This window comes from Paraglaciecola marina (genome assembly GCF_004360155.1).
Classification (GTDB): domain Bacteria; phylum Pseudomonadota; class Gammaproteobacteria; order Enterobacterales; family Alteromonadaceae; genus Paraglaciecola; species Paraglaciecola marina.
Genome location: NZ_SAIS01000004.1, coordinates 244,184 through 268,034, shown reverse-complemented (window position 1 = coordinate 268,034; position 23,851 = coordinate 244,184). Strand labels below are relative to the sequence as shown.

General features: G+C 39.6%; 26 protein-coding genes. 8 read left to right on the top strand and 18 right to left on the bottom strand.

Annotated features, from left to right (window positions below; genetic code table 11):
- Positions 1–7: 7 nt before the first annotated feature.
- Positions 8–853 (bottom strand): 3'(2'),5'-bisphosphate nucleotidase CysQ, encoded by an 846-nt coding sequence (gene cysQ / locus EOK74_RS10510; RefSeq protein WP_133469956.1) that lies wholly within the window; start codon positions 851–853, stop codon positions 8–10.
- Positions 853–1,416, bottom strand: a complete 564-nt coding sequence (nudE, locus tag EOK74_RS10505; RefSeq protein WP_133469955.1) for an ADP compounds hydrolase NudE — start codon at positions 1,414–1,416, stop codon at positions 853–855. The genes cysQ and nudE overlap by 1 nt, the downstream gene beginning before the upstream one ends.
- An 87-nt stretch (positions 1,417–1,503) precedes the next feature.
- Between nudE and yrfG the strand changes: the two genes are divergently transcribed.
- The 4 genes from yrfG to EOK74_RS20835 all read left to right on the top strand — a co-directional run bounded on the left by yrfG (position 1,504) and on the right by EOK74_RS20835 (position 3,325).
- On the top strand, positions 1,504–2,181 hold the full coding sequence (yrfG, locus tag EOK74_RS10500; protein WP_133469954.1) for a GMP/IMP nucleotidase: 678 nt from the start codon (positions 1,504–1,506) through the stop codon (positions 2,179–2,181).
- Between the two features lie 206 nt (positions 2,182–2,387).
- A complete protein-coding gene (locus EOK74_RS10495) occupies positions 2,388–2,798 on the top strand; it encodes a hypothetical protein (protein WP_239024081.1) in 411 nt (136 codons plus the stop codon).
- Between the two features lie 4 nt (positions 2,799–2,802).
- On the top strand, positions 2,803–3,120 hold the full coding sequence (locus EOK74_RS10490; protein ID WP_133469953.1) for a helix-turn-helix transcriptional regulator: 318 nt from the start codon (positions 2,803–2,805) through the stop codon (positions 3,118–3,120).
- 46 nt (positions 3,121–3,166) lie between these two features.
- On the top strand, positions 3,167–3,325 hold the full coding sequence (locus EOK74_RS20835) for a hypothetical protein (protein ID WP_166638752.1): 159 nt from the start codon (positions 3,167–3,169) through the stop codon (positions 3,323–3,325).
- Between the two features lie 88 nt (positions 3,326–3,413).
- Here EOK74_RS20835 and EOK74_RS10485 read toward each other — a convergent pair whose 3' ends face one another.
- From EOK74_RS10485 to gspC, 12 genes are all read right to left on the bottom strand, one after another.
- Positions 3,414–4,157 (bottom strand): type II secretion system protein N, encoded by a 744-nt coding sequence (locus EOK74_RS10485; protein ID WP_133469952.1) that lies wholly within the window; start codon positions 4,155–4,157, stop codon positions 3,414–3,416.
- Complete coding sequence (gene gspM / locus EOK74_RS10480; protein ID WP_133469951.1) at positions 4,154–4,633, bottom strand: type II secretion system protein GspM; 480 nt, start codon at positions 4,631–4,633, stop codon at positions 4,154–4,156. Before gspM ends, EOK74_RS10485 begins: the two co-directional genes overlap by 4 nt.
- Before the next feature lie 5 nt (positions 4,634–4,638).
- Entirely contained in the window at positions 4,639–5,835 is a 1,197-nt protein-coding gene (gene gspL, locus EOK74_RS10475; protein WP_133469950.1) for a type II secretion system protein GspL, read from the bottom strand.
- 110 nt (positions 5,836–5,945) lie between these two features.
- A complete protein-coding gene (gene gspK, locus EOK74_RS10470; RefSeq protein WP_133469949.1) occupies positions 5,946–6,992 on the bottom strand; it encodes a type II secretion system minor pseudopilin GspK in 1,047 nt (348 codons plus the stop codon).
- Positions 6,992–7,624, bottom strand: a complete 633-nt coding sequence (gene gspJ / locus EOK74_RS10465) for a type II secretion system minor pseudopilin GspJ (RefSeq protein ID WP_133469948.1) — start codon at positions 7,622–7,624, stop codon at positions 6,992–6,994. The genes gspK and gspJ overlap by 1 nt, the downstream gene beginning before the upstream one ends.
- Positions 7,625–7,626: 2 nt before the next feature.
- Complete coding sequence (gspI, locus tag EOK74_RS10460; protein ID WP_239024080.1) at positions 7,627–8,004, bottom strand: type II secretion system minor pseudopilin GspI; 378 nt, start codon at positions 8,002–8,004, stop codon at positions 7,627–7,629.
- Positions 7,994–8,623, bottom strand: a complete 630-nt coding sequence (gene gspH, locus EOK74_RS10455) for a type II secretion system minor pseudopilin GspH (protein WP_133469947.1) — start codon at positions 8,621–8,623, stop codon at positions 7,994–7,996. The genes gspI and gspH overlap by 11 nt, the downstream gene beginning before the upstream one ends.
- 18 nt (positions 8,624–8,641) lie before the next feature.
- Positions 8,642–9,097, bottom strand: coding sequence for a type II secretion system major pseudopilin GspG (gspG, locus tag EOK74_RS10450; RefSeq protein ID WP_133469946.1), 456 nt, complete (start codon positions 9,095–9,097; stop codon positions 8,642–8,644).
- A complete protein-coding gene (gspF, locus tag EOK74_RS10445; protein ID WP_133469945.1) occupies positions 9,097–10,317 on the bottom strand; it encodes a type II secretion system inner membrane protein GspF in 1,221 nt (406 codons plus the stop codon). The genes gspG and gspF overlap by 1 nt, the downstream gene beginning before the upstream one ends.
- Positions 10,318–11,889: a type II secretion system ATPase GspE gene (gspE, locus tag EOK74_RS10440; protein ID WP_133469944.1), complete on the bottom strand. Its 1,572-nt coding sequence runs from the start codon at positions 11,887–11,889 to the stop codon at positions 10,318–10,320. It lies immediately after the preceding gene.
- Between the two features lie 2 nt (positions 11,890–11,891).
- Complete coding sequence (gene gspD, locus EOK74_RS10435; RefSeq protein ID WP_420818928.1) at positions 11,892–13,865, bottom strand: type II secretion system secretin GspD; 1,974 nt, start codon at positions 13,863–13,865, stop codon at positions 11,892–11,894.
- Between the two features lie 72 nt (positions 13,866–13,937).
- On the bottom strand, positions 13,938–14,879 hold the full coding sequence (gspC, locus tag EOK74_RS10430; protein WP_133469942.1) for a type II secretion system protein GspC: 942 nt from the start codon (positions 14,877–14,879) through the stop codon (positions 13,938–13,940).
- Between the two features lie 140 nt (positions 14,880–15,019).
- Between gspC and hslR the strand changes: the two genes are divergently transcribed.
- Together hslR and hslO are read left to right on the top strand one after the other, a co-directional pair.
- On the top strand, positions 15,020–15,418 hold the full coding sequence (gene hslR, locus EOK74_RS10425) for a ribosome-associated heat shock protein Hsp15 (RefSeq protein ID WP_133469941.1): 399 nt from the start codon (positions 15,020–15,022) through the stop codon (positions 15,416–15,418).
- An 18-nt stretch (positions 15,419–15,436) separates the two neighbouring features.
- Positions 15,437–16,327 (top strand): Hsp33 family molecular chaperone HslO, encoded by an 891-nt coding sequence (hslO, locus tag EOK74_RS10420; protein WP_133469940.1) that lies wholly within the window; start codon positions 15,437–15,439, stop codon positions 16,325–16,327.
- 85 nt (positions 16,328–16,412) lie between these two features.
- On the opposite strand, the gene EOK74_RS10415 is transcribed toward hslO, so the two are convergent.
- The gene (locus EOK74_RS10415; RefSeq protein WP_133470034.1) at positions 16,413–17,117 is read right to left on the bottom strand and encodes a haloacid dehalogenase type II; all 705 of its coding nucleotides are present in this window, start codon (positions 17,115–17,117) and stop codon (positions 16,413–16,415) included.
- A 444-nt stretch (positions 17,118–17,561) separates the two neighbouring features.
- Between EOK74_RS10415 and EOK74_RS10410 the strand changes: the two genes are divergently transcribed.
- The gene (locus tag EOK74_RS10410) at positions 17,562–19,184 is read left to right on the top strand and encodes a putative bifunctional diguanylate cyclase/phosphodiesterase (RefSeq protein WP_133469939.1); all 1,623 of its coding nucleotides are present in this window, start codon (positions 17,562–17,564) and stop codon (positions 19,182–19,184) included.
- 110 nt (positions 19,185–19,294) lie between these two features.
- On the opposite strand, the gene envZ is transcribed toward EOK74_RS10410, so the two are convergent.
- The 3 genes from envZ to EOK74_RS10395 all read right to left on the bottom strand — a co-directional run bounded on the left by envZ (position 19,295) and on the right by EOK74_RS10395 (position 21,959).
- Positions 19,295–20,590: a two-component system sensor histidine kinase EnvZ gene (gene envZ / locus EOK74_RS10405; RefSeq protein ID WP_133469938.1), complete on the bottom strand. Its 1,296-nt coding sequence runs from the start codon at positions 20,588–20,590 to the stop codon at positions 19,295–19,297.
- Positions 20,591–20,636: 46 nt separating this feature from the next.
- Positions 20,637–21,362, bottom strand: a complete 726-nt coding sequence (gene ompR, locus EOK74_RS10400; protein ID WP_133469937.1) for an osmolarity response regulator transcription factor OmpR — start codon at positions 21,360–21,362, stop codon at positions 20,637–20,639.
- A 180-nt stretch (positions 21,363–21,542) separates the two neighbouring features.
- Positions 21,543–21,959, bottom strand: coding sequence for a BLUF domain-containing protein (locus EOK74_RS10395; RefSeq protein ID WP_133469936.1), 417 nt, complete (start codon positions 21,957–21,959; stop codon positions 21,543–21,545).
- A 101-nt stretch (positions 21,960–22,060) separates the two neighbouring features.
- Here EOK74_RS10395 and EOK74_RS10390 point away from each other — a divergent pair, with 101 nt between their 5' ends.
- The gene (locus EOK74_RS10390) at positions 22,061–23,851 is read left to right on the top strand and encodes a sensor histidine kinase (RefSeq protein ID WP_133469935.1); all 1,791 of its coding nucleotides are present in this window, start codon (positions 22,061–22,063) and stop codon (positions 23,849–23,851) included.

Below are 23,851 nucleotides of genomic sequence, written 5' to 3'. Positions count from 1 at the left end.
AAGTCTCTCATTTAGGTTGGTTGTTGTTACCAAACTCTTGCTTGACAATATTTAGCCAATCAACATTTTGGTCTCCGGTAATAAAAAAGTCAGGGTTAATGATACTTTCTCTCTCGTTATAGCTTAAAGGCTCAAAGTTGCGGGATAAAATTTTGCCTCCGGCTTCAACAACTATGCATTGTGAAGCGCCAGTGTCCCACTCCCCTGTAATGCCAAAACGTAAGAAAACATCAGCTTTTCCTTCTGCAATAAAACAGGCTTTTAGAGAACAGCTACCGGCTGGTAGAGTCTGATAAATTCGATCTTCACTGAGGCTAGAAATAACTCTTTCTCTAGGTTGCCTGCGGCTAATTGCGATAATTAATGGGTCGTTACTTGGTTCATCTAATTTACGTACATGGATAGGTTTGTGTTCAAGTGGGCATTTTTTGAATGCTCCATGACCCTTTAAAGCAGAATATAAGGTTTCACCTGAAGGCCAGTAAATCACTCCCATAATAGGGACGTTGTTTTCTATTAAGGCAATATTCACTGCAAAATCACCACTACGGGCAATAAACTCTTGGGTACCATCTATGGGGTCGATTAACCAATAACGTGTCCACTTTTTTCTTCGTTCTAAGGTGCCTAAATCTGTTTCCTCAGACATAATAGGAATATCTGGGGTTTCCCGTTTTAATATATCTAAAATTACTTCATTGGCTTTGTAATCAGCGGTAGTTACAGGTGAATCGTCGTCTTTCTGGTAGCTGGTGAAATCACCACTGTAATAAATTTCTAGTACTACTTTTCCCGCCTCTACAGCCGCTTGCTTTGCTACTTCTAATAATTTCTGTGCGTCTTGGATGGGCATTACTGTCCTCTCTTCCACTTTTCCGCCAATAATAAGGCTGCAATACACCTTGCTTCAATAAAATCTGTACGGGCCATCAGTGCGTCTAACTCATGTATAGACCATCTGACCACTTCTAAAGGCTCAGGTTCATCGCCTTTTAAACTTTCAGGATATAAATTTTCAGCAATAAATATATGCATTTGTGCGTCAAAAAAAGCCGTCGCTAAACTTAGTTTCTGAAGAGGGTGTAAAAGCTCAGCCCCAAAGCCCACTTCTTCTTTTAATTCACGATTGGCAGCTATATCAGAGGTTTCTCCAGGATCAATTAAACCTTTAGGAAAGCCTAATTCGTAGCTATGTGTACCAGCGGCATACTCACGTACCAACAAAAATTCATGGTCATTAATAAAAGGCACTATCATCACGGCTCCTCGACCGCTGCCACACATCCTTTCAAATATTCGCGTTTCTCCATTCGAAAATTCAAGATCAAGTTGTTCAATCTTCATCAATGAACTTTCGGCAACGATTTTACGTTGATGGATTATTGGTAGTGTTTTATTTTTGTCTATGTTGCTCATCTGATGTTTCAAGTAATATAGCTAACTGCTTCATCATTAAGCAGTTTTAGTTAATTGAATATACCTGTTAAATAGAGGACTTGCCACTTGTCTACGCTTGCTTGGAAAGAAATTAATACTGTTTTATTAGATATGGACGGTACTTTGTTGGACCTACATTTTGATAATCATTTTTGGTTAGAGTACGTGCCAATTAAATTGTCTAAAAAACGGGGTATTTCTATAGAAGATGCAAAAGCGTTTATGGTTGCCGAGTATGAAAAAGTGATCGGCACCTTGAGTTGGTATTGCCTCGACTTTTGGGCTGAAAAGTTAGACTTGGACATCATGGAGGCCAAACGAGAAATTACTCACTTAATAAGTATGCGAGACGACAGTATTCCTTTTATTGATGCTTTAAAAGCCTCGGGGCGGGAAGTGATCCTGGTGACTAATGCTCACCCAGATGGCCTTAGCTTGAAGGTAGAACATACCCAATTAGATGCTCATATCGACCAGCTTATCTCTACCCATGAGTTTGGGGTAACCAAAGAATCCCAAGAGCTGTGGCAAAAACTGCAAGCTAAGCTTGGGTTTAACCCTGACACCACTTTATTTGTTGATGACAGTTTAGGGATTTTACAGGCTGCAAAAGAATTTGGAATTAAACACCTACTTGCGGTGAGTAATCCTGATAGTAAAAAGCCTATGCGAGAGATAACTAATTTTCCTACGGTACAAGATTATCGATATTTATTGGATGATATTAGTGCTACAGAACTTTAAAAATAACTATTTTATGTTTGTTCAAAACGACAGTTACTAATTTTAAATATCTATGTTGAAAAATTAAATAAATCTTATTAAACAATAGTTTAACTTCGCATGACAGTGCAATTGTCATACGACAAAACATCTACTGGCATACTGCTGACGGCGTAAAAAATAAATTTATAACGTAAATTAGCATCATCAACTGAACAAGGATAACGATGATGAAAAACGACATATTAAATACTAAAAAAATAGGCTACAAATTTTACTTTCAAGATGGCGATAATCAAATAGCTTGTTTTGGTAGTTTCTTCACAGGCAAGGAAGAAGTCTATATCAATGATGATTTAGTCAGTAGTAAACGTAGTATGGGATTGAAAAGTAAGCATCAATTTGAGTTCGCAGAACAAAGTTATCAAATTGAATATGAGATGATAAATATGCTTACTGGCAAGGTTGAGTGTAGCTTTTTTAAAAATGAGCAGCTTTTGGAGCAGCAACAACAAACACTGATATCCCTGATTAAAAACCCTACACAAGCTCTATTGTTTATTGGCGGAAGCTTTGCTATTGGGTTTTTGAGTGGGTTGGTTGGATATGTTCTCGTATCTACAATAATGGGAGGTTAATGGAATGCAGTTAAACCCCAACACCATAAAATTGCTTAGGCAAAAACATAACTGGACTCAACAGCTTTTGGCTGATGCTTGTGATGTAAGCCTGCGCACCATTCAGAGAGTTGAAAAAGAAGGTGCTGCATCTAAAGAAACCACTATGAGTTTATGCTCTGTATTTGAAGTTCGCCAAGGCGAGTTAATTAAACTCGACAATACCGAAACAGCCGTAAAAGCAGACCATAAGAAAGTACAAAAGCTATATCTGATAATCATTTTAAGCTCTTTAATTAGCTTTGGGTTGGGCATGAGCAGTGTGTTGCTCTTTGTAAAATAGACTAATAGATTGTCATAGCCGTTTGTTAAATAGGAGTTTCCAAATAATGAAAAAAATACACAATAATTACACTAACAGCGCTGCAATGCTAATTTGCTGTAGCTTGGCATTAAGCACTTCTACTCCCCCCTTCTATTTGGATATTGTTCTCGCTTTTATTGCAGTAATATATGGAATAGTTGGTTATCAAAAAGGTGAAAGCTAAGCTCGGTACTTAGTGTTACAGAGAGTAATGATATTTACGCCCATCCGAGCATTTTGTTAATGGGCGTTCTATATGGGGAGATGCAGGGTTACAATTTAATAGGGTAGTAACCGTTTGCGTCAGGCTTTCCGAAAAAAGTAGCGGCTTGATGGACTTCATTGGGTAAATCAGCATCAGGTTTAAAGCGCCCATTCACTTTAAATTTCATATTTGCCGGTAGTGTGACTGTAGCCGATAAACCAAAACTGTTGGGCTCTTTGACATCTACAATGATATTTTCATCTAAGCAGCTTAAGTCTGCATTGAAGTTACCTAAATTAATCACATCTTTAGGCCCAGTAAAACTGGCATTTAACCATTGCCCAGCACCATCAATAATCTGACAACTTTTAGTATAATCAAGGGATTTTAGCTGTACTTTAAAACGGCCATTTGCTTCAACTGGTATGGGTAAGGGTAAAGCACTCACTACAAACTCAGCAGGAACGTAAGCAACTAAATCTTCAGCCTGAACTCTTTGTTGAGAAATTGTGACCGAACCATTTAAGGATATTTGCTCTAAATCACGAATGCTTCCGGCGTTTATTTCTGCGCTAGCTTTACCTGTTAAAAGTGAAAAAAACGATAAAGACCAGTTTACGTCATTTAATGGAATACCATTTACAACCACTTGTTCTAGTTGCCCTTCCCAAATAGTGCCAGAAATACCACTTATTTTAAGATCCTTACCTAAATCTATCCGAGTAAGCACTTGCACTGCAGGCAATTTAACAACTAAAAAAATGGCATAAGCCACTAAAGCCAAGAGGCTCCACTTCAATACTGACTTCATGATTTTCCTAGTTTTAAGCGACGAATTTTAACATGACCGGGTAGGTCTGATTCAGCGATATCTATATCTAGAATGATAATTCCCATTTTTTCTAGGCTTTGTAACCAGCTCAAAACATCATTAAAAGGGGCTTGATCTACCCATACTTGGATTTCATTGTTCTGAGGTTGCATACGTGAAATAACAATTTTTAACCTATTGGCAGCCTGATTTACTGCTTGTGGTAATGAGCCAGAAAAGCCACTAACACGGCCCGAGCTACTGCGTAACTGTGCTGCTCGATTGGCATTTTTTTGGACCCAAGTTAGTAGGCTTCTTTGGCTATCTATGGCGGCTTGGCCTTTTTCAATAGAGGTGGTTAAAGGTGACCAAATACCCCAATAAAATATCGCCACTATTAGAAATACAGCAGATATTAAAACTAGACGCTTTTCTCGCTCATTTAATTGCTGATAAATGCTTTTGATTTTTTCCATAGTGTTTAGCTCCTCACCGATAAGGTGCCGACAACTTGGCTGCCTTTTTGATTAATGGCCCCTTGCTCTACTTCAAAACCTTGGGCTTCAGCTTGGCGCTTAAATTTGTCTAGTGCGTCAATGTTAGCGGCAATCACTTGGAGACGAATTTCAGTGCGTTTTTTATCAAATCGCAGGGTTTGTGGCTTAACTTTAGACTCTCCAAATGCAGACTCTAGCTGGTTCAGCATCACTAACATTGATGTTCCGCCGCCACCTTGTTCGAGGCTTTGCATTTGACGAGTCATAGTACGTCTTAAATCACGGTAAGCACCAGAGTTTGGGAAAGCGCTTTTGTAAGCTTTATCTGTTTGTTCTTTTAAACTGGCTAGCTCTTTAGAAACTCTTTGTTGTTCAAGGCTTTTGTCAATTAAGGTTGTGCTTAAAGCAATGATGGCTAATACCGCAGCAACACGCCATTTTCTCCACGAACCAGATTTTTTGTTATTAACCTTAAATTCGCCCTGTAACAAATTGAAGGTGCTATTTTTAGCACCGCTGGCGAGTACTTTCATGGGGAGGTCTAAAGGCTGGCTAGTGACTTCTAGATTATCAATATCTGCTAAATCTACACCAGAATAGTCACTGACTTGCAAAGGCGTTTCATTGCGTCTGGCCTGATGGTTTAGTGCTTGTTTTAACCAGGTTACTTCACCTTGCAGCCCGGCCCAGTCATCTTGGCGAATTAAAAGTTGTTCGCCTAGCTCCAAAATAGACCAAGCTTCTTTATTAGCTCTAGGTAAAGCTAGGATATCCGGCAACATTTGGTCGCAGTTTAGCCCAGCTTCTTGAATTAACTCTAACCAAGCGGTAATAGTGGTTTTTTGCATAATAGCGACAGCTTGTTTATCCCCTTTTTTGGGGCCTAAAGCAAAAAACTGCTCGTAAATGTCTCCGCTTATATCTTCTTCTAACATAAACGGGATGGCTGCAATGGCTTTACGCCCGGCTTTAGCAGGTAAAGTCACCCACTTAAGTAAAATATCACTAGTAGGTACTAAGGCGCATATTGGCCTGCCTCCCGCCCTGTCAGCTAAAGTGGCAAGATGCTCGGCTGAGGGTAACTCACCGGATGCAATAATCTCATTTTGTTGGCTGGACCACACAAGCCAATGAATTGGCTCTTGTGAGCTGGCACCTAAACGCACCACTAACTGTTCCATTTGGTTACATTACCTTTTGACTTATCATGTTAGTTTAACAATTTGAATATCCGATTATATACTCAAACCACCTCTAACTCGCGTACTTTGTAGTGGCTTGACTATATAGCTTAGAATCCGCTAAATTCTCTGCTAACAACTGTTACGCTGTTATCTTCATTTATTTTTAACACACTTTGCATTGCGAAAGTGGCGTTATTGTACTTAGTTCTGGTGTGCAACATAAAATACGAAGTTGTGACATCGAACCATTCTTTTTGTTCATCACTGAGTGACAAGGCTGTTATAGCAGGCTCTGCTAAAAAATCTGTAGCTTCTTGAAACCCCTCTGCCCCGCGGTTTGCTAAAACAGACTGGGCATCGGCTAAGCTTAACCCAGTTGCAGCCCCTATTACTGCTGCGTTTTCTTCGGTAACCGTATTTACATTGATTAAAAATAAACTATCACTCGGGAGCACGCATACCAGTTCTAGTAGTTTTTCTAACCATTGCACTTCAACACCGTGTATTAAACGTAATTCTGATTTATGGGCCATAAAATTATTGGCTGGTAAATATGGAAATTGACGGCTTTCATATTCACCATCTTCTGCCCCAAGTTGAGTAGGTTGGTCATCTTCATCTAACCAATCCAGTAAGGAATCACGAATGGTTTCTACGTTATAGGTGGGAATATCACCCTCAACCAATTCTAATAACCTTTGAAAGGCTAATACTCGATCTGGCAAAGCCGTTGTGGCAGTGGAAGCTGCAGTTGTAGTTGTATCGGAGTTCGCCTCCGCAGTTGTGCCGGTATTGTTATTTGATGTACCGCCAGGATCTCTCAAGGCATTCAGATTAAAGCAGCTTTGCATATCGACCAGTTTGGCTTCAATGCCACCACCATCAACAGGGAATACAAATTCTTGATTCCATGCCTGATCCAAATAAATTAAATCTCTGTCATTCTCGACTAAATCTTTTATTGATTTACGTGCGTATTGCTCTGCACTCATGGCATACCAATACGCTTGATTATTGTCTTTTATATTTGAGGCGCGTTTGATTTGCAGTTGTAATCTAGACCCCATTTCTGTGGCTAATATGCTTACTATCGCGACTATCATTAGCACTATAATAAGGGCTACTCCACCTTGCTTTGAAGGCCTACGATGCATTATTCACTGCCTCCCACCAAAAACTCTCGGCGTATTTCACCAAAGGTTTTACTAGAAATAGTGACAGATATTGCAAGTGGCAACGCCTCACTTGAGTATATCTCTTCCCAGTCTTCGGCATCTTCTAGCTTTGTTTCATCGGTCAAAAAGCTAACTTGAAAGTCCTCTATGTCTGACAATAGAACCCTAACTTTAGGTTCATATCCAATTACATTGTCAACATAGTTACCATAGACACGCTGCAACTCTTTTTCTTGTAAACGATAGCCGACACTTTGTAAGGTACTGCGGGGGAGTAACATCTGAGGGTTATGCCATCCAGATCGTACAAAGGCTAAACCTCCTGCATCACTAGACATTACATCTTCACCACCTGACACAACTACACTGTTTGCTTCACCATTAATTCTTACTGAGCGATTAGTCATTTGCATGATGTCCCGCTCTATGGTCAACATGGCCCGTTGTAATTCTTCTAGTTTGGCGAACCTCTCTTCTGATAATTGATCGCTCTCAATTACCGAGTTTAAAACACCAGTACTTGCTACCCCAATTAAGGCAAAAATCGCAATAGCAACCAGTATTTCAAGTAGTGTAAAGCCACGGTTACCTCTTAACTTAATAGCAGCCATGGTTAATCTTGTTTCGCTATAAATGTGACGGCAGAGCTAACAACCCCTTCGTAGTCTTCATCTAAACCAACTGACACTTCAACTTGAACCATTTCAGAATCACTGGTTTTTTCTACTGTTTGTTGCCAATACCAAGTACGACCGGCCATCTCTTGAGAGCCTTTCTTGTTGTTTTTGACAGGCCAGCTAGTATCAACATGCAACTGAGACAATCGATTATTAGCCACCCAAGTGGCAAAGGTAATATCCTCTATTTGAGAAACACTGGTTAAGTGTTCGCTGGCGGCTTTCATAATAGCAGTAGCGGTTAATGCAAATATAAGAAGTGCCACCATAACTTCTAGTAACGTCATGCCTGCAGAGCTATGTTTATAGCTCATTTAAAGGACCTTCCATATCGATTGGGCTTATATCTTGGCCATTAACTCTAAAGTAAACAGGTTGCTCATTACCAAAGTCAGCTTCGTAAGCTAACGACAGAGAAAAGGGAGTGATTTCGCCACTAGAGAAAATAAAAACTTGAGGTGGGTCGAGGGGTTTGTCTTCCTCGTTACCAATTTCAGTGCCATCTTCAGAAAGAGAAAAGTCTTCTTCAAATAGGTCGTCGTCACTAAATAAGCTTTGACCTGTATCCCAAGGTAAATCCGTTAGAGACAATTCAATGGAAAATTCTTGTGGCAAAGTATGGTCACTTAATAACTTGTCATCTTCGAGTTTTTGCCAAGCTTGCTCTTCATCTAAATACATAAAATAATATGTATTCTCGTCTTCTTCTATTCTCAACCCTAATTGTCTTTGATTCAGTACCGCGAAATCTGCGGCCATATTAAAGACAATCTGCAAACGTTGGGTTTGTTTTTTCAGTCTGTCCTGAGCGCTTTCACCTGAATAGTTGAGTACCACAGCCCCTACTGCCAAGCCCATGATAAGCAATACCAGCATTACCTCTATTAAGGTAAAACCAGTTTGCTTTTGATGCTTGGGGGAGTATTTGCACATAGAGGGCGCTCAAACTGATTAGTTTAAGTAGTCGTTAAGGTTCCAGTTACCAATATCGTCTTCTGTACCTGGTTCACCGTCTGGTCCGTTTGAAAAGATATCAAACTGACCTAATTCACCTGGACTTAAAAGCTGATAAGGATTACCCCAAGGATCATTAGGTAAACGTGTGATGTAGCCGTTTTGGCGATAATTACGTGGAATAGGGTCAACCGTAGGTTCAGTGACTAGGGCCTCTAACCCTTGTTCAGTGGTAGGAAATACATTGTTGCTTAACTTATATTGAGTTAATGCGTTTTCTAAGCTTTGAATATCAATAGCTGCTGTTTTAACTTGCGCTTCTTCTTGATTTCCTAATATTTGCGGCGCAATCATACCTGCCATAATGCCGATGATAAGCAGTACCACCATGACTTCTATTAATGTGAAGCCTTGAGATTTAAGAGATGCAATAGGTTTTAAGTGTTGTTTCATTAGATATTCACCATAGAGTTTAAAGCCATAATTGGTTGTAAAATTGCTACGACTATTAGCAAAACCACCACAGCCATAGTCACAATTAAAATAGGTTCAAATACTTTGAGTGAAACACTCACCAAAGATTCAAATTGTCTGTCTTGATTATCGGCCGCCCGGCCTAACATTTGTTGAAGTTCGCCACTACGCTCACCCGATGCAATCATATGCATCATCATAGGTGGAAACATTTTTGTTTGTTCTAAAGACGCGCGTAAACTAGAGCCTTCTTTTACATGGCCTGCAGCTTCTTTAATTGCTTCTTTGATATGTAAATTTTCTAACACATCACCGGCAATACGCATGCTTTCAAGTAAAGGTACTGCACTAGATGATAAAATACTTAAAGTGCGGGCAAACCTAGCGGTATTTAGGCCTTTAGATATCTTGCCTAGCATAGGCATACTCAAAATGGATTTGTGGTAACGCATTTTCATAGTGGGTTGTTGTAGCACTCGATTAATGATGACTATGATGAGTACCAAAGCGATAAATACAAAAATACCGTACGCCTGTAAGAAATCACTGACGTTAATTAATGCTTGGGTAATGGTAGGTAAATCTTGCCCCATATGCTGAAACTGCCCCACAATTTTGGGTACAACTTGCGTCAATAGTAACAACACAATTGCAAAGGCAAAAAACAGCATAATGCAGGGATAAACCATAGCTTGGGTAATTTGGCTTTTGGTTTGCTGGCGCTTTTCTGTGTAATCGGCTAAACGATTTAACACTGTGTCTAAGTGTCCTGACTTTTCTCCGGCGGCAACCATGGCTCTGAATAAGTCATCAAAAACATGAGGGAATTCTGCCATAGCGTCAGCCAGAGTATGACCTTCTACAACCTTACTACGAACCGCCATCATCATGTTTTTCTGACGTGGTTTTTCACATTGCTCAGCCACAGCTAGTAAGGCTTCTTCTATTGGAAGAGCGGACTCTACAAGTGTTGAAAGCTGCCTAGTCAATAAAGATAAATCAGAGGCTGAAATGGTATTTTTAAATAAGGTGAAACCTTGCTGAGACTTACGCTCTTTTTCAGCGACTTGGTCCACCTGCATGGGAATTAACCCTTGCTCACGCAACAATTGCCTTACTTGCCTAGGGTTGTCGCCCTCTAAAACACCATTTTTGGTTTTGCCACTTTTCTCCATGGCTTGATAAGCATATGCAGCCATTTAGTCTTCCCTAGTTACACGCAACACTTCTTCAAGTGATGTATATCCTAACAATACCTTATTACAGCCATCATCACGGATACTGGGAGTTGACTGGCGAATATACTTCTCTATCGCCTGCTCGCCATGGCCACTATGCATTAACTCACGAATACCTTCGTCGACTATTAGTAGCTCGTGAATACCTGTTCTGCCTCGGTAGCCTGTTTGGTTACAAGCAGCACAACCTTTAGGGGAAAATACAGTTTTAGCCTCAGCTGCGGAACTAATACCTAAAATTTGGCATTCTTGTTCGCTAGGTATGTGACTAACTTTACAATCTGGGCATAAGGTTCTGACTAGTCGTTGTGACAACACCGCTAGTAAACTGGACGATAACAAAAAGGGTTCAATACCCATGTCTTCTAAGCGTGTGATTGCACCTGCTGCTGTATTGGTGTGTAAGGTTGACATCACTAAGTGCCCAGTCAAACTGGCTTGAACACTAATCTGCGCGGTTTCTAAATCACGTATTTCCCCAACCATTACCACATCAGGATCTTGCCTTAATATTGCACGTAGGCCCCGAGCAAAGGTCATATCAACCTTGGCATTTACTTGGGTTTGCCCGATGCCTTGTAAATCAAATTCGATAGGATCCTCTACCGTGAGAATGTTTCTGTCCTTTGAGTTGATTTCACTTAAACCGGCGTACAAAGTAGTAGATTTACCAGAACCAGTAGGACCGGTTACCAGAATAATACCGTGGGGTTTACGAACCAAGCTTGAAAAATACTCTCGGTTTACCTTGGTCATACCCAAGTCTTCAAGGTTTAGCCTGACATTGTTTTTGTCTAACAAACGTAAAACCACCCGCTCGCCATGACTAGATGGCATAGTTGACACCCGCACATCAACGGCTCTACCAGCAATTCTTAAGGTAATACGACCATCTTGTGGCACACGTTTTTCGGCTATATCCATTTTAGACATAACTTTTATACGGGACACCAACATAGAGGCCATTTTACGATTAGGCCGTAATATTTCTCGCAGCACACCATCAACTCTAAAGCGCACCAATAGCTGGGTTTCAAAGGTTTCGATATGAATATCAGAAGCCCCTTCTTTAATCGCTTCACCTAACATGGCGTTGATTAATTTGATGATGGGCGCATCATCTTCACTTTCCAGTAAGTCTTCGGTATCCGGCAGTTCGTCAGCTAAGCTAAACAAGTCTGTCTCGTTGCCAATGTCTTCCATCAACTGTTTTGCGGCCGAGGAATCACGCTGAAAAGCATTAGTTAGCAAAGATTCAAACTGGTCAACTTCAATCTCTTTAAGGCGGAACTCGGCTCCCAAAAATCGTCTAACCTCAGCAAATACGGGGAATTGAGTTTCTAAGGTATGGTATAAAATTGCAGGCGTCTCGCCTGTATCTAGTAATACTTGATGCCTTTTTGCAAAACTAAACGCCAGTTGCTTATGCTCAGGCTCATCAATAGGGGCATTAATATCAGCCCCCGCTTCTAATAATGACTGCTCCTCTGCTTCTAAAGCACTTCGTTCTAAAGTTTCATCGACATCAGGCATAACTATTCGTCATCCTTTTCTAGATCTTTGCTTTCGATATAGTCGTTAAACGAAGGAGGCAAGCTTAATGAGTCGTCCCACTCTGGTAGTGACGGTGCATCACTAAAGGGCATTAAAGGAATGCCATCAGCTTGATGCTCTAATTGTTGAGCTCGTATGTATTGATATTTTTGCTTGCTGATTTCATTCATAGTCACGCCATCACGAATAATAGTAGGGCGAATAAATACCATTAAATTACGTTTTGCTTTGCTAGTGGTTGTAGACTTGAATAAGTGACCAATAATAGGAATATCCCCTAACAAAGGCACTTTAGACACACTTTCTTGTACGTCTTCATCTATCAACCCACCTAATACGATTGTGCCGCCATCATCTACAATAACCGATGTTTTGATCTCACGTTTATTGGTAATAATATCAACACTAGTGGCACCACTCAGGCTAGATACTTCTTGTTCAATCAATAATTGAACTGCATCACCTTCATTAATTTGAGGCGTCACTTTAAGTTTGATACCCACTTCTTGACGGTCAATGGATTGGAATGGATTAGCGTTATTAGTGCCAGTTGTTGAACCTGTGATAATGGGAACTTCTTGGCCAACAATAAAGTAAGCTTCTTCGTTATCCATGGTTGTTAGGTGTGGTGTGGCTAGGATATTGGCATTAGTATCGGAGCTTACTGCTTGTAACACGGCCCCCCAGCCATCAAATACTCCTCCTACTAGAAAGCCACTAACACTACTCATTAGAGAAGCTAGAGTAGAATAATCGCCTTCTGTCGTGGAGTCGTAAGAGTACGGGTCACCGTCATCATCGAAACCTGTGGTAGTGGTTGTGGTATCAGAAGCTTCTTCAACCCCTACCGCCAATGAGCCAATACCCACTACACCATTCGAAAATTGTGTGCCACCGTAATCTTCACTGGCCCATTGCACCCCTAGTGTGGTGCCGTCACCTTCGTACACTTCAACAATAATGGCTTCTACTTGTACTTGCGCGCGGCGTACATCTAGCTTGCGGATTACGTCTTCGAGAGAACGCATCATATCTGGCTCTGCAGTAATTACTAATGCGTTTGAGTCTTCGTGCGAGTCAATGCTGACTTCGCGATTGCTGGTTGACTTTCCTTTGGTGGCTCCGTTTTCTTCAGCCTGAATACTGGCACTCACACCTTGTAGAACTTTGACTAAATCTTCTGATTTTGCATAGTTCAAAAATATAACCCGAGTATTACCACTGGTTTCTAGCTCTTGGTCCATACGCTCAATTAAATTGACGATACGCTGACGGGCTTTTATGTCTCCACTGACAATGATGCTGTTAGTCCTATCATCGGCAACGACTCTTGGGTCAGACTTTCCTGAGGTATTGGCCTTACTTTGTGATTTGTTAATGCTTTCAATAATGCGCACTATTTCAGTGGCAGATGCAAATTTTAACTTAACAATTTCTACTTCTTCATCTCCGGCTTTGTCTACACGTTCGATGATTTCTACTAAACGATTCACCACCGCAGCACGGCCTGTAAGCATCATAACGTTTGATGCATCGTGACTTACAACATTGCCACCGCCAGCTGTATCATTAAGTTGGCGCAACAAAGGCGCAAGCTCACGAACGGGTACATTGTATACAGGCATAACACGGGTGATCATTTCATCACCATCGAAAGGACTGCCTTCTACTACCGGAATATTAGAAGCCTTGGCGTCTTTTGAACGAATAACTTTGATAACACCGCTTGGCATAGACACAGCTGAGTAGCCATACACTTGCAATACATTAAGGAAAAACTGGTAGTACTGCTCTTCGTTAAGTAAGTCGTAACTACGTACAGTGATTTTTCCCCTAACATTAGGATCAATAATAATGGTTTTTTGTAGGTTTTTACCCACAATATTAATGAATTCGCCAATATCTGTGTTTTTGAAATTTGGAGAGTAGTCGGCGGCTGCCACTAAGCTAGACATTGCATAGAAGGCACCACTCGCGATGGCGAGTAATGCTCTTGATGTAGCTAAGCGTATAATAGACTTCATATTTTATTGTTCCTCTTCCCGTTCGGGCAAATCAAGGTAGATGGTAAGTAACTCATCTTTACGTTGTATTGTCATTTGTAAAGACTCTAATTCTCTTAATAAATTCATTGCTTCAAGGCCTTGTTGAATATCTGTTAGATCTAAGCCGTTAATATCAGTGATAACGTCACCAGACTTTAAGCCTACTTCTTTAAATAAAGATGAGTTCTTACCTGGACTCACACGATATCCTGTTAGCTCTCCATTTTCTCTATTGGGGGCAACAGCAATATAGTCGGTAAAACTGCTGGGTTTTTGCTGTAATTCTCGCCTAGCTTGTAATGCATCTGAAGATAAAGTGCGCCGATTCTCATCTTCATCCATTGGAGACTGTGCTTGGGGTGTTGGGCGTGGTTTAGCTGCAGAACGACTAGATGGTTTGTTGTAATCTACGCCATCTAACATTAGGGTTTCATTTACCCCATTGTTACTAATAATTACTCGGTCAACGTGAACTTCTTCTAAGGTAGCATTGGTGCCTTCAATTTCATCATTCACACCATAAGTTTCTTGTTGGTTGCGGTTTTCTATAATTGCAGCACCGTGGCCTTCTTCGGTACTTGTCACCACACCTGTAAGGATTAATTTTAATCTAGTAACAGGAGCATCGGTTACTTTCTCTTTTTTCTCTTGAACTGGCTTAGTGGTTAAGTCGCCGAATAAATTCAATCTTTTTAGGGCAGCTAAATTAAGAGTTTGAGGACTATTCGAGCGAGTTGGTTTATTTGATGTAAGTGTGCTTTGGCCGCTAGTTTGTTCTGGGTGCGGCCATAATCGCCATGTTAATTCAGCCGCATAGGCTAGAAGAAAAATACTCAATAGTACAACCACCACAAAATTAATTTTATGTTGATTTTTAACTAATTGGAGCCATAGTTGATTGAAGTTATAATTTGCGACTGTCATTGTCTCTCGGTGGGACTGATTAAAATGTCAAAACATGCTTGCTAGATTATTAGTTAAGCAAATAAGTCCTAATAATAGCGAGTAGGGGCGAGCGCTACAACTCTAATCCCTAAACGTTACAAAAAAACGATAAATTTATCATGAAAAAAAATATTGATATCCCTGCAAGCATTCGTCTAGACAAATGGTTATGGGCCGCCCGTTTTTTCAAAACTCGCGCCTTAGCTAGAGATGCAGTGCAAGCTGGTAAAGTACATTACAATGGTCAGCGCAGCAAACCTAGTAAAATTGTAGAGCTTGGAGCTTCTATAAAAGTTCCCCAAGGTTTCGATTTTAAAGATGTGGTGGTGCAACAAGTAAAAGAGCAGCGACAAGGCGCGCCCGCTGCACAACTTATGTATCAAGAAACAGAAGACAGTGAAAAGCTGCGTGCAAGTAACGCTGAAGCGCGTAAACTTAGCGCCTTTCATAGTCCTAAGCCTTTACATCGGCCTGACAAAAAACAGCGTCGTCAAATTATCCAATTTAAGCAACAGTAATATTCAAGGTAAACATACATGGCATTTGATCAACTTCATCGTTATCTATTTAATCAAGGGAATGTCAGAGGAGAGTTAGTACGTTTGCAATCTAGTTATCAAGCTATTCTAGATTCTTACCCTTATCCCTCAGTGATTCAAAAACTATTGGGTGAGTTAATGGCTGCCACTAGTTTGCTAACAGCAACCTTGAAATTTAAGGGGGATATAGCCATTCAAATTCAGGGAAAAGGCCCTTTAAGTTATGCTGTAATAAACGGTACTGATAAGCAACAGATGCGTGGTGTGGCAAGATGGGATGAAGAGTTAGCCGAATTGCCAGAAGAGTTTGCTGAATTGGTACAAAAAGGTGTTTTAGTGATTACTATTACCCCTGAAAAGGGAGAGCGTTATCAAGGCATGGTGGCGTTAGATAAACCTACTTTAGCTGAATGTATTGAAGGTTACTTTGAACAGTCAGAACAGTTAGCTACTAAGGTCATTTTACGAACCCAGCTTTCTGATGACGCAGCTAAAGCTTGTGGCATGTTTTTACAGATATTACCCACTAGCAGTCAAACTACAGAAAAAACAGATACAGATTTTGACCACTTAAGTACTTTAACCGACACCATTAAAGATGAAGAGTTATTCTTGTTATCAGCCGAAGATATTTTACATCGCTTATATCATCAAGAAGAAATAGAGCTGTTTGAGCCTACAACTGTCATTTTCAAATGTAGTTGCAGTAAAGAGCGCAGTGCCCAAGCATTAACCAGCGTGAGCAAAGATGAGTTATTAGATATTGTGGCCAAAGATGGCGATATAAAAATGAATTGCCAATATTGCCAAGCAGAATATAGCTTCGATAGTATCGACGTTGAAAGTATCCACGCCGGTACTTATGGTCTTCCTGCTGGGCTGGCTTAATTCACTTAATGCTTTTAGTGTTTATAAACAAGCGGCCAGTATTTAGGCCGCTTTTTGGTATTGATTCGTGCTATCCCGAACGAATTTATTCAGGGTACGCGTTGTTTAACTCTTTAACTAACTCCAATAAATCATTAACCAAATAATCTGGTTGCGGAGCGAGTGGATAAAGTTGCTTATTTGGGCGAGCAATAAAAGCGGTTTGTAAGCCGGCAGATTTTGCTCCAGCTATATCCCAGCCATGTGCTGCTACCATAAGTACCTCTTCTGGTTTAACACCCATTTCTTTGAGTGCCCATTCGTAACTGCGTAAATCTGGTTTGTAGATACCTATATCTTCCACACTTAAGCGCTCAACAAAAAACGGCGTTAAGTTAGCGTGTTTAAATTGTGCTTTAACTCCCGCATTAGAACTATTGGTTAAGCTGATGATCTTATAACCTGCATCAGTTAACTGAGTTAAACCTTCACGAACATCTGGATGTGGAGGAAGAGATAGCAAGGGGGGCACTATGGCTTGTTTTGCTTGTTCGTCAGTTAAGATAATACCGTTGTTTTTAGCCACCATTTGTAACGCAGCAACACCAATTTTTCCAAAGTCATGAAACTCCCCTCTAGTGGTATCTACCAGTGAGTAATGCAGCATAGTAGAAAACCACAAAGGTAAAAGGCTTTTGTCATCATTCAGCGCTTTACCCACTGAAGTACGCATTGACTCAAGATCAAGCAAGGTTTCGTTTACATCAAAAATGATGAGCTTTGGTTTTTCGTTTGCTTGTAGGTTAGCCATGGTAGCTATCATTAAAAATGTAGCGATAAAAAAGCGTGTACAGATTTTCATTGTTACTCCTGTGAGTGATTTTAAAGGTGGCTTTAACACTTTGAATAAAACTGAGGTTTAGCTTCAGACAACATTGACCAGAGAAGTTAAAATAAGGTTTCATTATTTTGTAGTCTTTATTTTCAAACCTTTACTAAAACTGCATACTTAATAGACTAAAAGCATAAGTGATTAGCTTGAATTTACTTTAATATTTAATAACTATTGATTTAGCCGCAATGGGGTTTTACGACTTACATTCGTTAAAATTATTGAAGGCTGTGAAGTGATTCATTTTACATGATTTAAAACAAGGATGAGTTTCTCCTCTAAAAATACCTATGAAAAAAAGGTTATCCATCTAATAGCTATATTTATTTAAGTTTATACACCTGAAAAGAGATTTATGAATCCATGATAGAAGCTGCTTCAGTATTATTTGTTTTGTGTGGCTTAGTCTTTTTGGCGTTAGCGGTAAAGCCAACCTATCGAATTTGTCAAAATATTGAGTACCGAAGTTGGTATCTACTATTCATACTTATTTTGACTTTCATATTAGGTTACTCGTTCTTTTTATCAGTATTATTATCCAATCCAGTCACATTTTTGGAGTTAGGGCTTTCTGCTATTTTGGCTGCTGGGGGAGCTTTCGTCATTATAGTAATTCGTTTGAGCTTAAGTTCGATGACGCAAATTCAAAAGAATGCAGATGCCCGTTATGTAGAAGCTCGGAGCGACCCTTTAACTAAACTATACAACCGTTTGTATTTTTCAGAATACTTAAATCAGGCTATTTCTAAGGGCGCGCCTTTTGCGATTATTATGGCTGACTTAGACCGCTTTAAAGAAATTAACGACACCTTAGGCCATGCCGTTGGAGATAAGCTTTTAATTCAAATTGGTGACCGTATACAAAACAGCTTATTAAAATCTAATGTCATTGCTCGTTTAGGTGGAGATGAGTTTGCTTTAATTATTAATAACGTAGATGAAGGCTCATGTTTAAGTGAAGCTCAAAAGTTAACCGACGTCATGGAAGATGCTTTTGCTATTGATGACCACCTGTTGGTCATTGATATGAGCATTGGTATTGCTATGTTCCCTGAAAATGGCTTAGATAGTGAAGCACTATTGAAAAATGCAGACATTGCCATGTATGTGGCTAAACAGAATAATCAAAATTATGTATTGTACGACCCTTCAATTGACACTCTATCTCCCAAAAAAATAAGTGTGATATCTAAAATTAATGATGCGCTATTGGAGCAAGAGTTCGAATTATATTACCAACCTATCTTGAGTCCTGCTGACAACCGCTTGAAAGGTTTTGAAGCGCTTATTCGCTGGCCGCAAGCTAATGGTACTATTATTTCTCCCGCAGAGTTTATACCATTAATTGAGCAGAGTCGTTTCATTGGCAAAGTCACACGCTGGGTTATTTTACAAGCCATACAAAAGGCTTATGGCTGGAATCGAGATTACTTGCCGGTATGTATGAGTGTTAACCTTTCATCTTCAGATGTATTAGACAAAGAACTAGTACCTTATATTCGTGACTGCTTAGACCGCTACCCTATTTCACCCTCATTATTGTGTTTTGAAATTACTGAAAGTGCCATTATGTTGAATATGGAAAGGGCTAAATATGTAATTCATAGTTTAACTTCAATGGGAGTTACTATTGCATTAGATGACTTTGGGACTGGTTATTCTTCCTTGTCTTTGCTGCGAGAGCTACCTGCTCAAATCATTAAAATTGATCGCTCATTTGTTATGCAGATTACAGCTAACTTGGAAGACTTTTCTATAGTAAAGTCAATGCTAGAGCTCTGCCACAGATTAGGGAAAAAAGTTGTCGCTGAAGGTGTCGAAACGCAAGCTATATATGAAAAATTGCAGAATATTGGGTGTGACTTTGTTCAAGGATATTATTGTTCTATGCCAATAAATTATGATGATACTTGCGTTTGGTTAGATAGTTACATTAAAAATAATCAAACTGTAATTACTATGGGGTATGAACCGAATACTTCTTGATGATTAACTCATTTGCAAAAAGCTTTAGAGGCTGCTGGGTAACATTGCATATCGACATGTAATGTTACCCAGCTAATTGTTCGCGTTATGCTAGTAAGTAAATAAACTATCTAAACATTTGCACTTATAAATATAGTTGCGATAAGTCCGCCTTCAGGGTGGTTTTCTAAGGTGACATGGCCTGAGTGCATATCCACAATACGCTTAATAATAGCCAGTCCCAGGCCTGACCCTAAACTTCCTCGAGCCTTATCACCCTGAGTGAAAGGTTCAAACAGACTCTGGATACAATCATCTGGTATGCCTGGCCCAAAATCTCGCACCGAAAAATACAACTGATTATTTTTTTTATTATGAGCTGAGCTAATTTCGATATTGTTACTGCCATAACGATAGGCATTTTCGATAAGGTTATCTAACACTCTTTTTAATGCTACTCGTCTAATTAAGGTGTTAGGTAGTGGTTTCAAATTTAATTTAATATCATGATTTTCTTCGATATTTCTAGCTTGTACGGCTTCATTAATCAAATCATTCAAGTTGCCGTTTTCTAGGCACTCTTGTTGATCTTGACGCACATAATCAATGAATTGATCGATGATTTCGTTCATATCTTCGATATCATGCACTATGCCCTCTTTAATCCACTCTTGATCTTCCGGCAACATCTCTGAAGCTAACCTGATCCGTGTTAATGGGGTGCGTAAGTCATGGGAAATACCCGCCGTTAATAATGCTCTGTCATCTTCTAGTTGTTTAATACCCTTGGACATTTGATTAAAAGCTCGGGTCACAGCAATAAGCTCTGTTGAGCCTTCTTCTTTTAAAGGTTTAGGCACCAACCCTTTACCTACTAACAATGCAGCGTCTTGTAGGGCTTGTAATGGCCGATTAAGTCTTCTTACAAATATCAAACTGCCACCAACACTTAGGATACCTATCATTAATAAATACACTAGGTGAGGGGAGCCGTCTCCCTGTCCTAGGCCAACCATAGGGATGGTAATCCAAGTTGATGGGTTTTGAGGAGGGTTTATCCAATATAGATAAGGCGTATCTTGGCTGATCCTAACTTGCGCTTTGCCACCTAGAACTTCAGACATCTGATTAGACCAAGATTGATAATGGATCGCCTGGTCTAGCCCGTGTGCGATGGCTTCTTCTTGAGTATAAATTTGCATGCCAGCCACCTCATGTAATTGAGGCTGTAACGCTGAATTTTTAGAGTCTATACCAGCGACATATGCCATTTTTATTTGGTTAGCCAGTAGGTGGTTGATTTGCTTAACGTTTGGGCTGACAAAATAAAAAGTGACTGACACCAAAGACACAATTTGGTTAATTAGCAATAAAATGGCAATCAATAATACAGTTTGCCCAAAAGCACTTTTGGGGAGTAACTTCATAGTATAATTGCCTGCTTTTTAGATATTGAAATAAATATATTCAAAACTAACTTGCACTGCCACCATCGGGTACAAATACATAACCTAGTCCCCAAACTGTTTGAATATATCTAGGGCTAGTAGGGTCTTCTTCTAACATGCGGCGTAACCGGGACACCTGCACATCGATACTGCGCTCTAAAGCACTATAATCTCGACCACGGGCAAGGTTCATAAGTTTGTCTCTTGATAACGGTTCTCTGGGGTGGGTAACTAAAGATTTGAGTACTGCAAACTCTCCGCTTGTAAGTGTCATTGGCGTATCATCGGCAAGCATTTCTCTGGTACCCAGGTTAAGTGAGTACTTGCCAAAGTTTACTATTTGTTCTTCTAACGACGGTGCGCCAGGGGCTTCGGTAGTTTTGCGTCTTAATACTGCTTTGATACGAGCTAGTAATTCCCTAGGGTTAAATGGCTTAGGTAAGTAGTCATCGGCGCCCATTTCTAAGCCAATAATTCTGTCAACCTCATCACCTTTGGCTGTTAACATCACTATAGGTATTTGGTGTTCTTTTTGTCTGAGACGGCGGCAAATAGACAAGCCATCTTCACCAGGAAGCATTAGATCTAGGACCATCAAGTGAAAGTTCTCCCGTTCTAATAAACGGTCCATTTGTTCAGAATTGGCGGCAACCCTTACTTGAAAATCTTGTTCAACTAGATAGCGCTCTAACAAACTGCGTAGACGCATATCGTCATCTACCACTAGAATTTTTGTTGTTTCTTGTCCCATAACCTTTCCAGAAAGTGTTACATACTTAAACACACTATATGTGAAAGCCTATAAATTCAAAAGGTTGCAATCATGACTAAACGCTATGGATTGTTACAAAGTTTGTCATAGGAGGGTATGCAACCTAAGTTAAGGTTGCAGAGTATTGCTAATCTAACTATCTGCAAAAGGAGTGCTGGCTTACACTTCTGACTGAAATTTTGACATTTTTTGTAAAAATGTAAGTGCCTGTTGTGGTGTCATATCTGCTGGAGCAAAGTCTGTTTGCCCGAGCTCTTTTAACAAAGTCGCAAATTGAGCTGAACTGGCGGCATATCCCATTTTCCATTGTGGGAAGCTCGGCTGAGTCACTTCGTTATAACTGATAATGACTACTTCGTCATGTCTGGCGTCATCTGCTATATCTAAATATAACTCGTTGAGTGTTTCTCGCTCCCCTTCTAACGCTTGCAAAAAGTATTGTTTGTCGTAACAAAGCATGCCGCAAATGTTTAAGCTGTCGTTGTTATTTCTAGCGGTATCTAGAACATCTTTCAAATCTGCTAACGACATTTCTCGAGAGGCTCTGCTGTAATAGAGTAGTCTAACTAGCTTCATATATGTAATCTCCTGCTTAATGTCTAATATTAACAATAACTTGCGGAACAAAAAATCTAATCTAGGCTATATACTCTAGCAGGTTTTTTAGGATCCGTGAGATGGCAGAGGCGAAAAACATAGCAGCATTGGTTTTTAGTGTGGGTAATCTAGAGCTACACCAGAAAGCTTTAGGAAACTGGTGTGACTTTAAGCACTATGACAGCTTTCGCCAATTCAAAAAACAATTTAGGCATGCTAAACCAGCTTTGATAGTAGCAGGTATTGGTAGCGATAAAGATGAAGCATTATGTAAAGAAGCAACTCAGTTTGTCCGTAGCGGCTTGGCTAATCAAGATTCACGTATCGTTATCTTACGAGACCCTAGTTTTGATCTAGATGAAATACATTGGATGGAATCTTTACAAGTAAATGCTTGCTTGTCTGGTGAGACTGAAAAACAAAGTGTTAATATTACAACTCTTAGGCGAGAAATAGATACATTTCAATACATTGACAACCATAAGCGTCAGCACGACGCCGAAACAGAGATGTTAATGTGTATTACTAAATTTTCAAGGAGCAATGAATCACTTACTAGTTTGTTGCAAATGTTCTCTTCTTCCTTGTCTGCTTTGTGTTACGCATCTTGCGCATTTCATATAAAAATACTCAATGATAACCAAGGTGAGATTGAGTTTTGTGAAAGTAACGCAGGAGACATTAAGGTTGAATTAAACCTAGTGTTAGGTTTACCAAAAATTTCCCACTACTTAAAAAGTGCTCTTGATGAAAAACTGCCACAAATTAATCTTCTATCAGAAGACATTAATCTCACATCTTTAGAAGAAAAATTGCCAGAAAAAGTTGGTAGTTATTTAACCTTTCCCATCATTGTATACAACAAGCCCTTGTACCTACTTGTTTATTTTATTCCTGAGAGTGAAATGGATAAGGTGTCCATGAAACAAATCAATGTAATCAGTAAGGCATCTGAGCAGCTCACTATGTTGTTAGAGCGCAGGCAAGCTGAAACTAGCTTAAAGAAGCAATATACAAGATTAAAAAGTACATTAGTTGAACTAAAGACCACTAAACAAGCATTACAACATCAAGAAAAAATGGCCAGTATAGGGCAGATGGCTGCAGGTATAGCCCATGAAATAAATAACCCCTTGTCTTATGTTATGAGTAACTTTTCTTCTATGGATGATTACCTAGACAGTATTTTAAAGTTACAGGAGTTGCAGTCAGAGTTTTTAAGCTCCATTGATCTGGGGCAAGATAATAAGGTCGTACAATTAAAAAATAATATCTCAAAATTTGCTGAAGAAGAAAATATGGCCTTTGTCTTAGAAGATATTCGAGCTGTCATTAGTGACTCTCATAGTGGCTTAAAAAGAGTGAGGGATATCATTACTGATCTGAAATCTTTTACTTATAGTCAGTCCACTGAATTAGAAATTTGTGATTTACCAAAAGTAGTCGAAGATACCCTCAAAGTTTTAAGTTATGACCTTGGGCAGGCAATTGCAATAGATACACGACTAAATGAGTTACCAGAATTTATGGCTCACAATGGTTTAATGCAACAAGTACTCACCAATTTAATTAAAAATGCAGCACAAGCTCTAACTGAAGCGGAAACAGATAAGGCTAAAATTTCTATTAACGCTGAGCAAAAAGACCAGAGTATATACATTGTAGTAAGAGACAATGGTCCAGGAATTCCCGCTGATACTCAAGAAAAGATATTTGAACCCTTTTTTACAACTAAAACCGTTGGAGAAGGCACAGGTCTGGGACTGTCTGTAACTTTCAATATTATTAAAAAGTTGGGCGGGACGATTAACTTAAATAGTAAAGAGGGGGAATTTGCAGAGTTTGTAATTGTTTTTCCAATTGAGACTTAG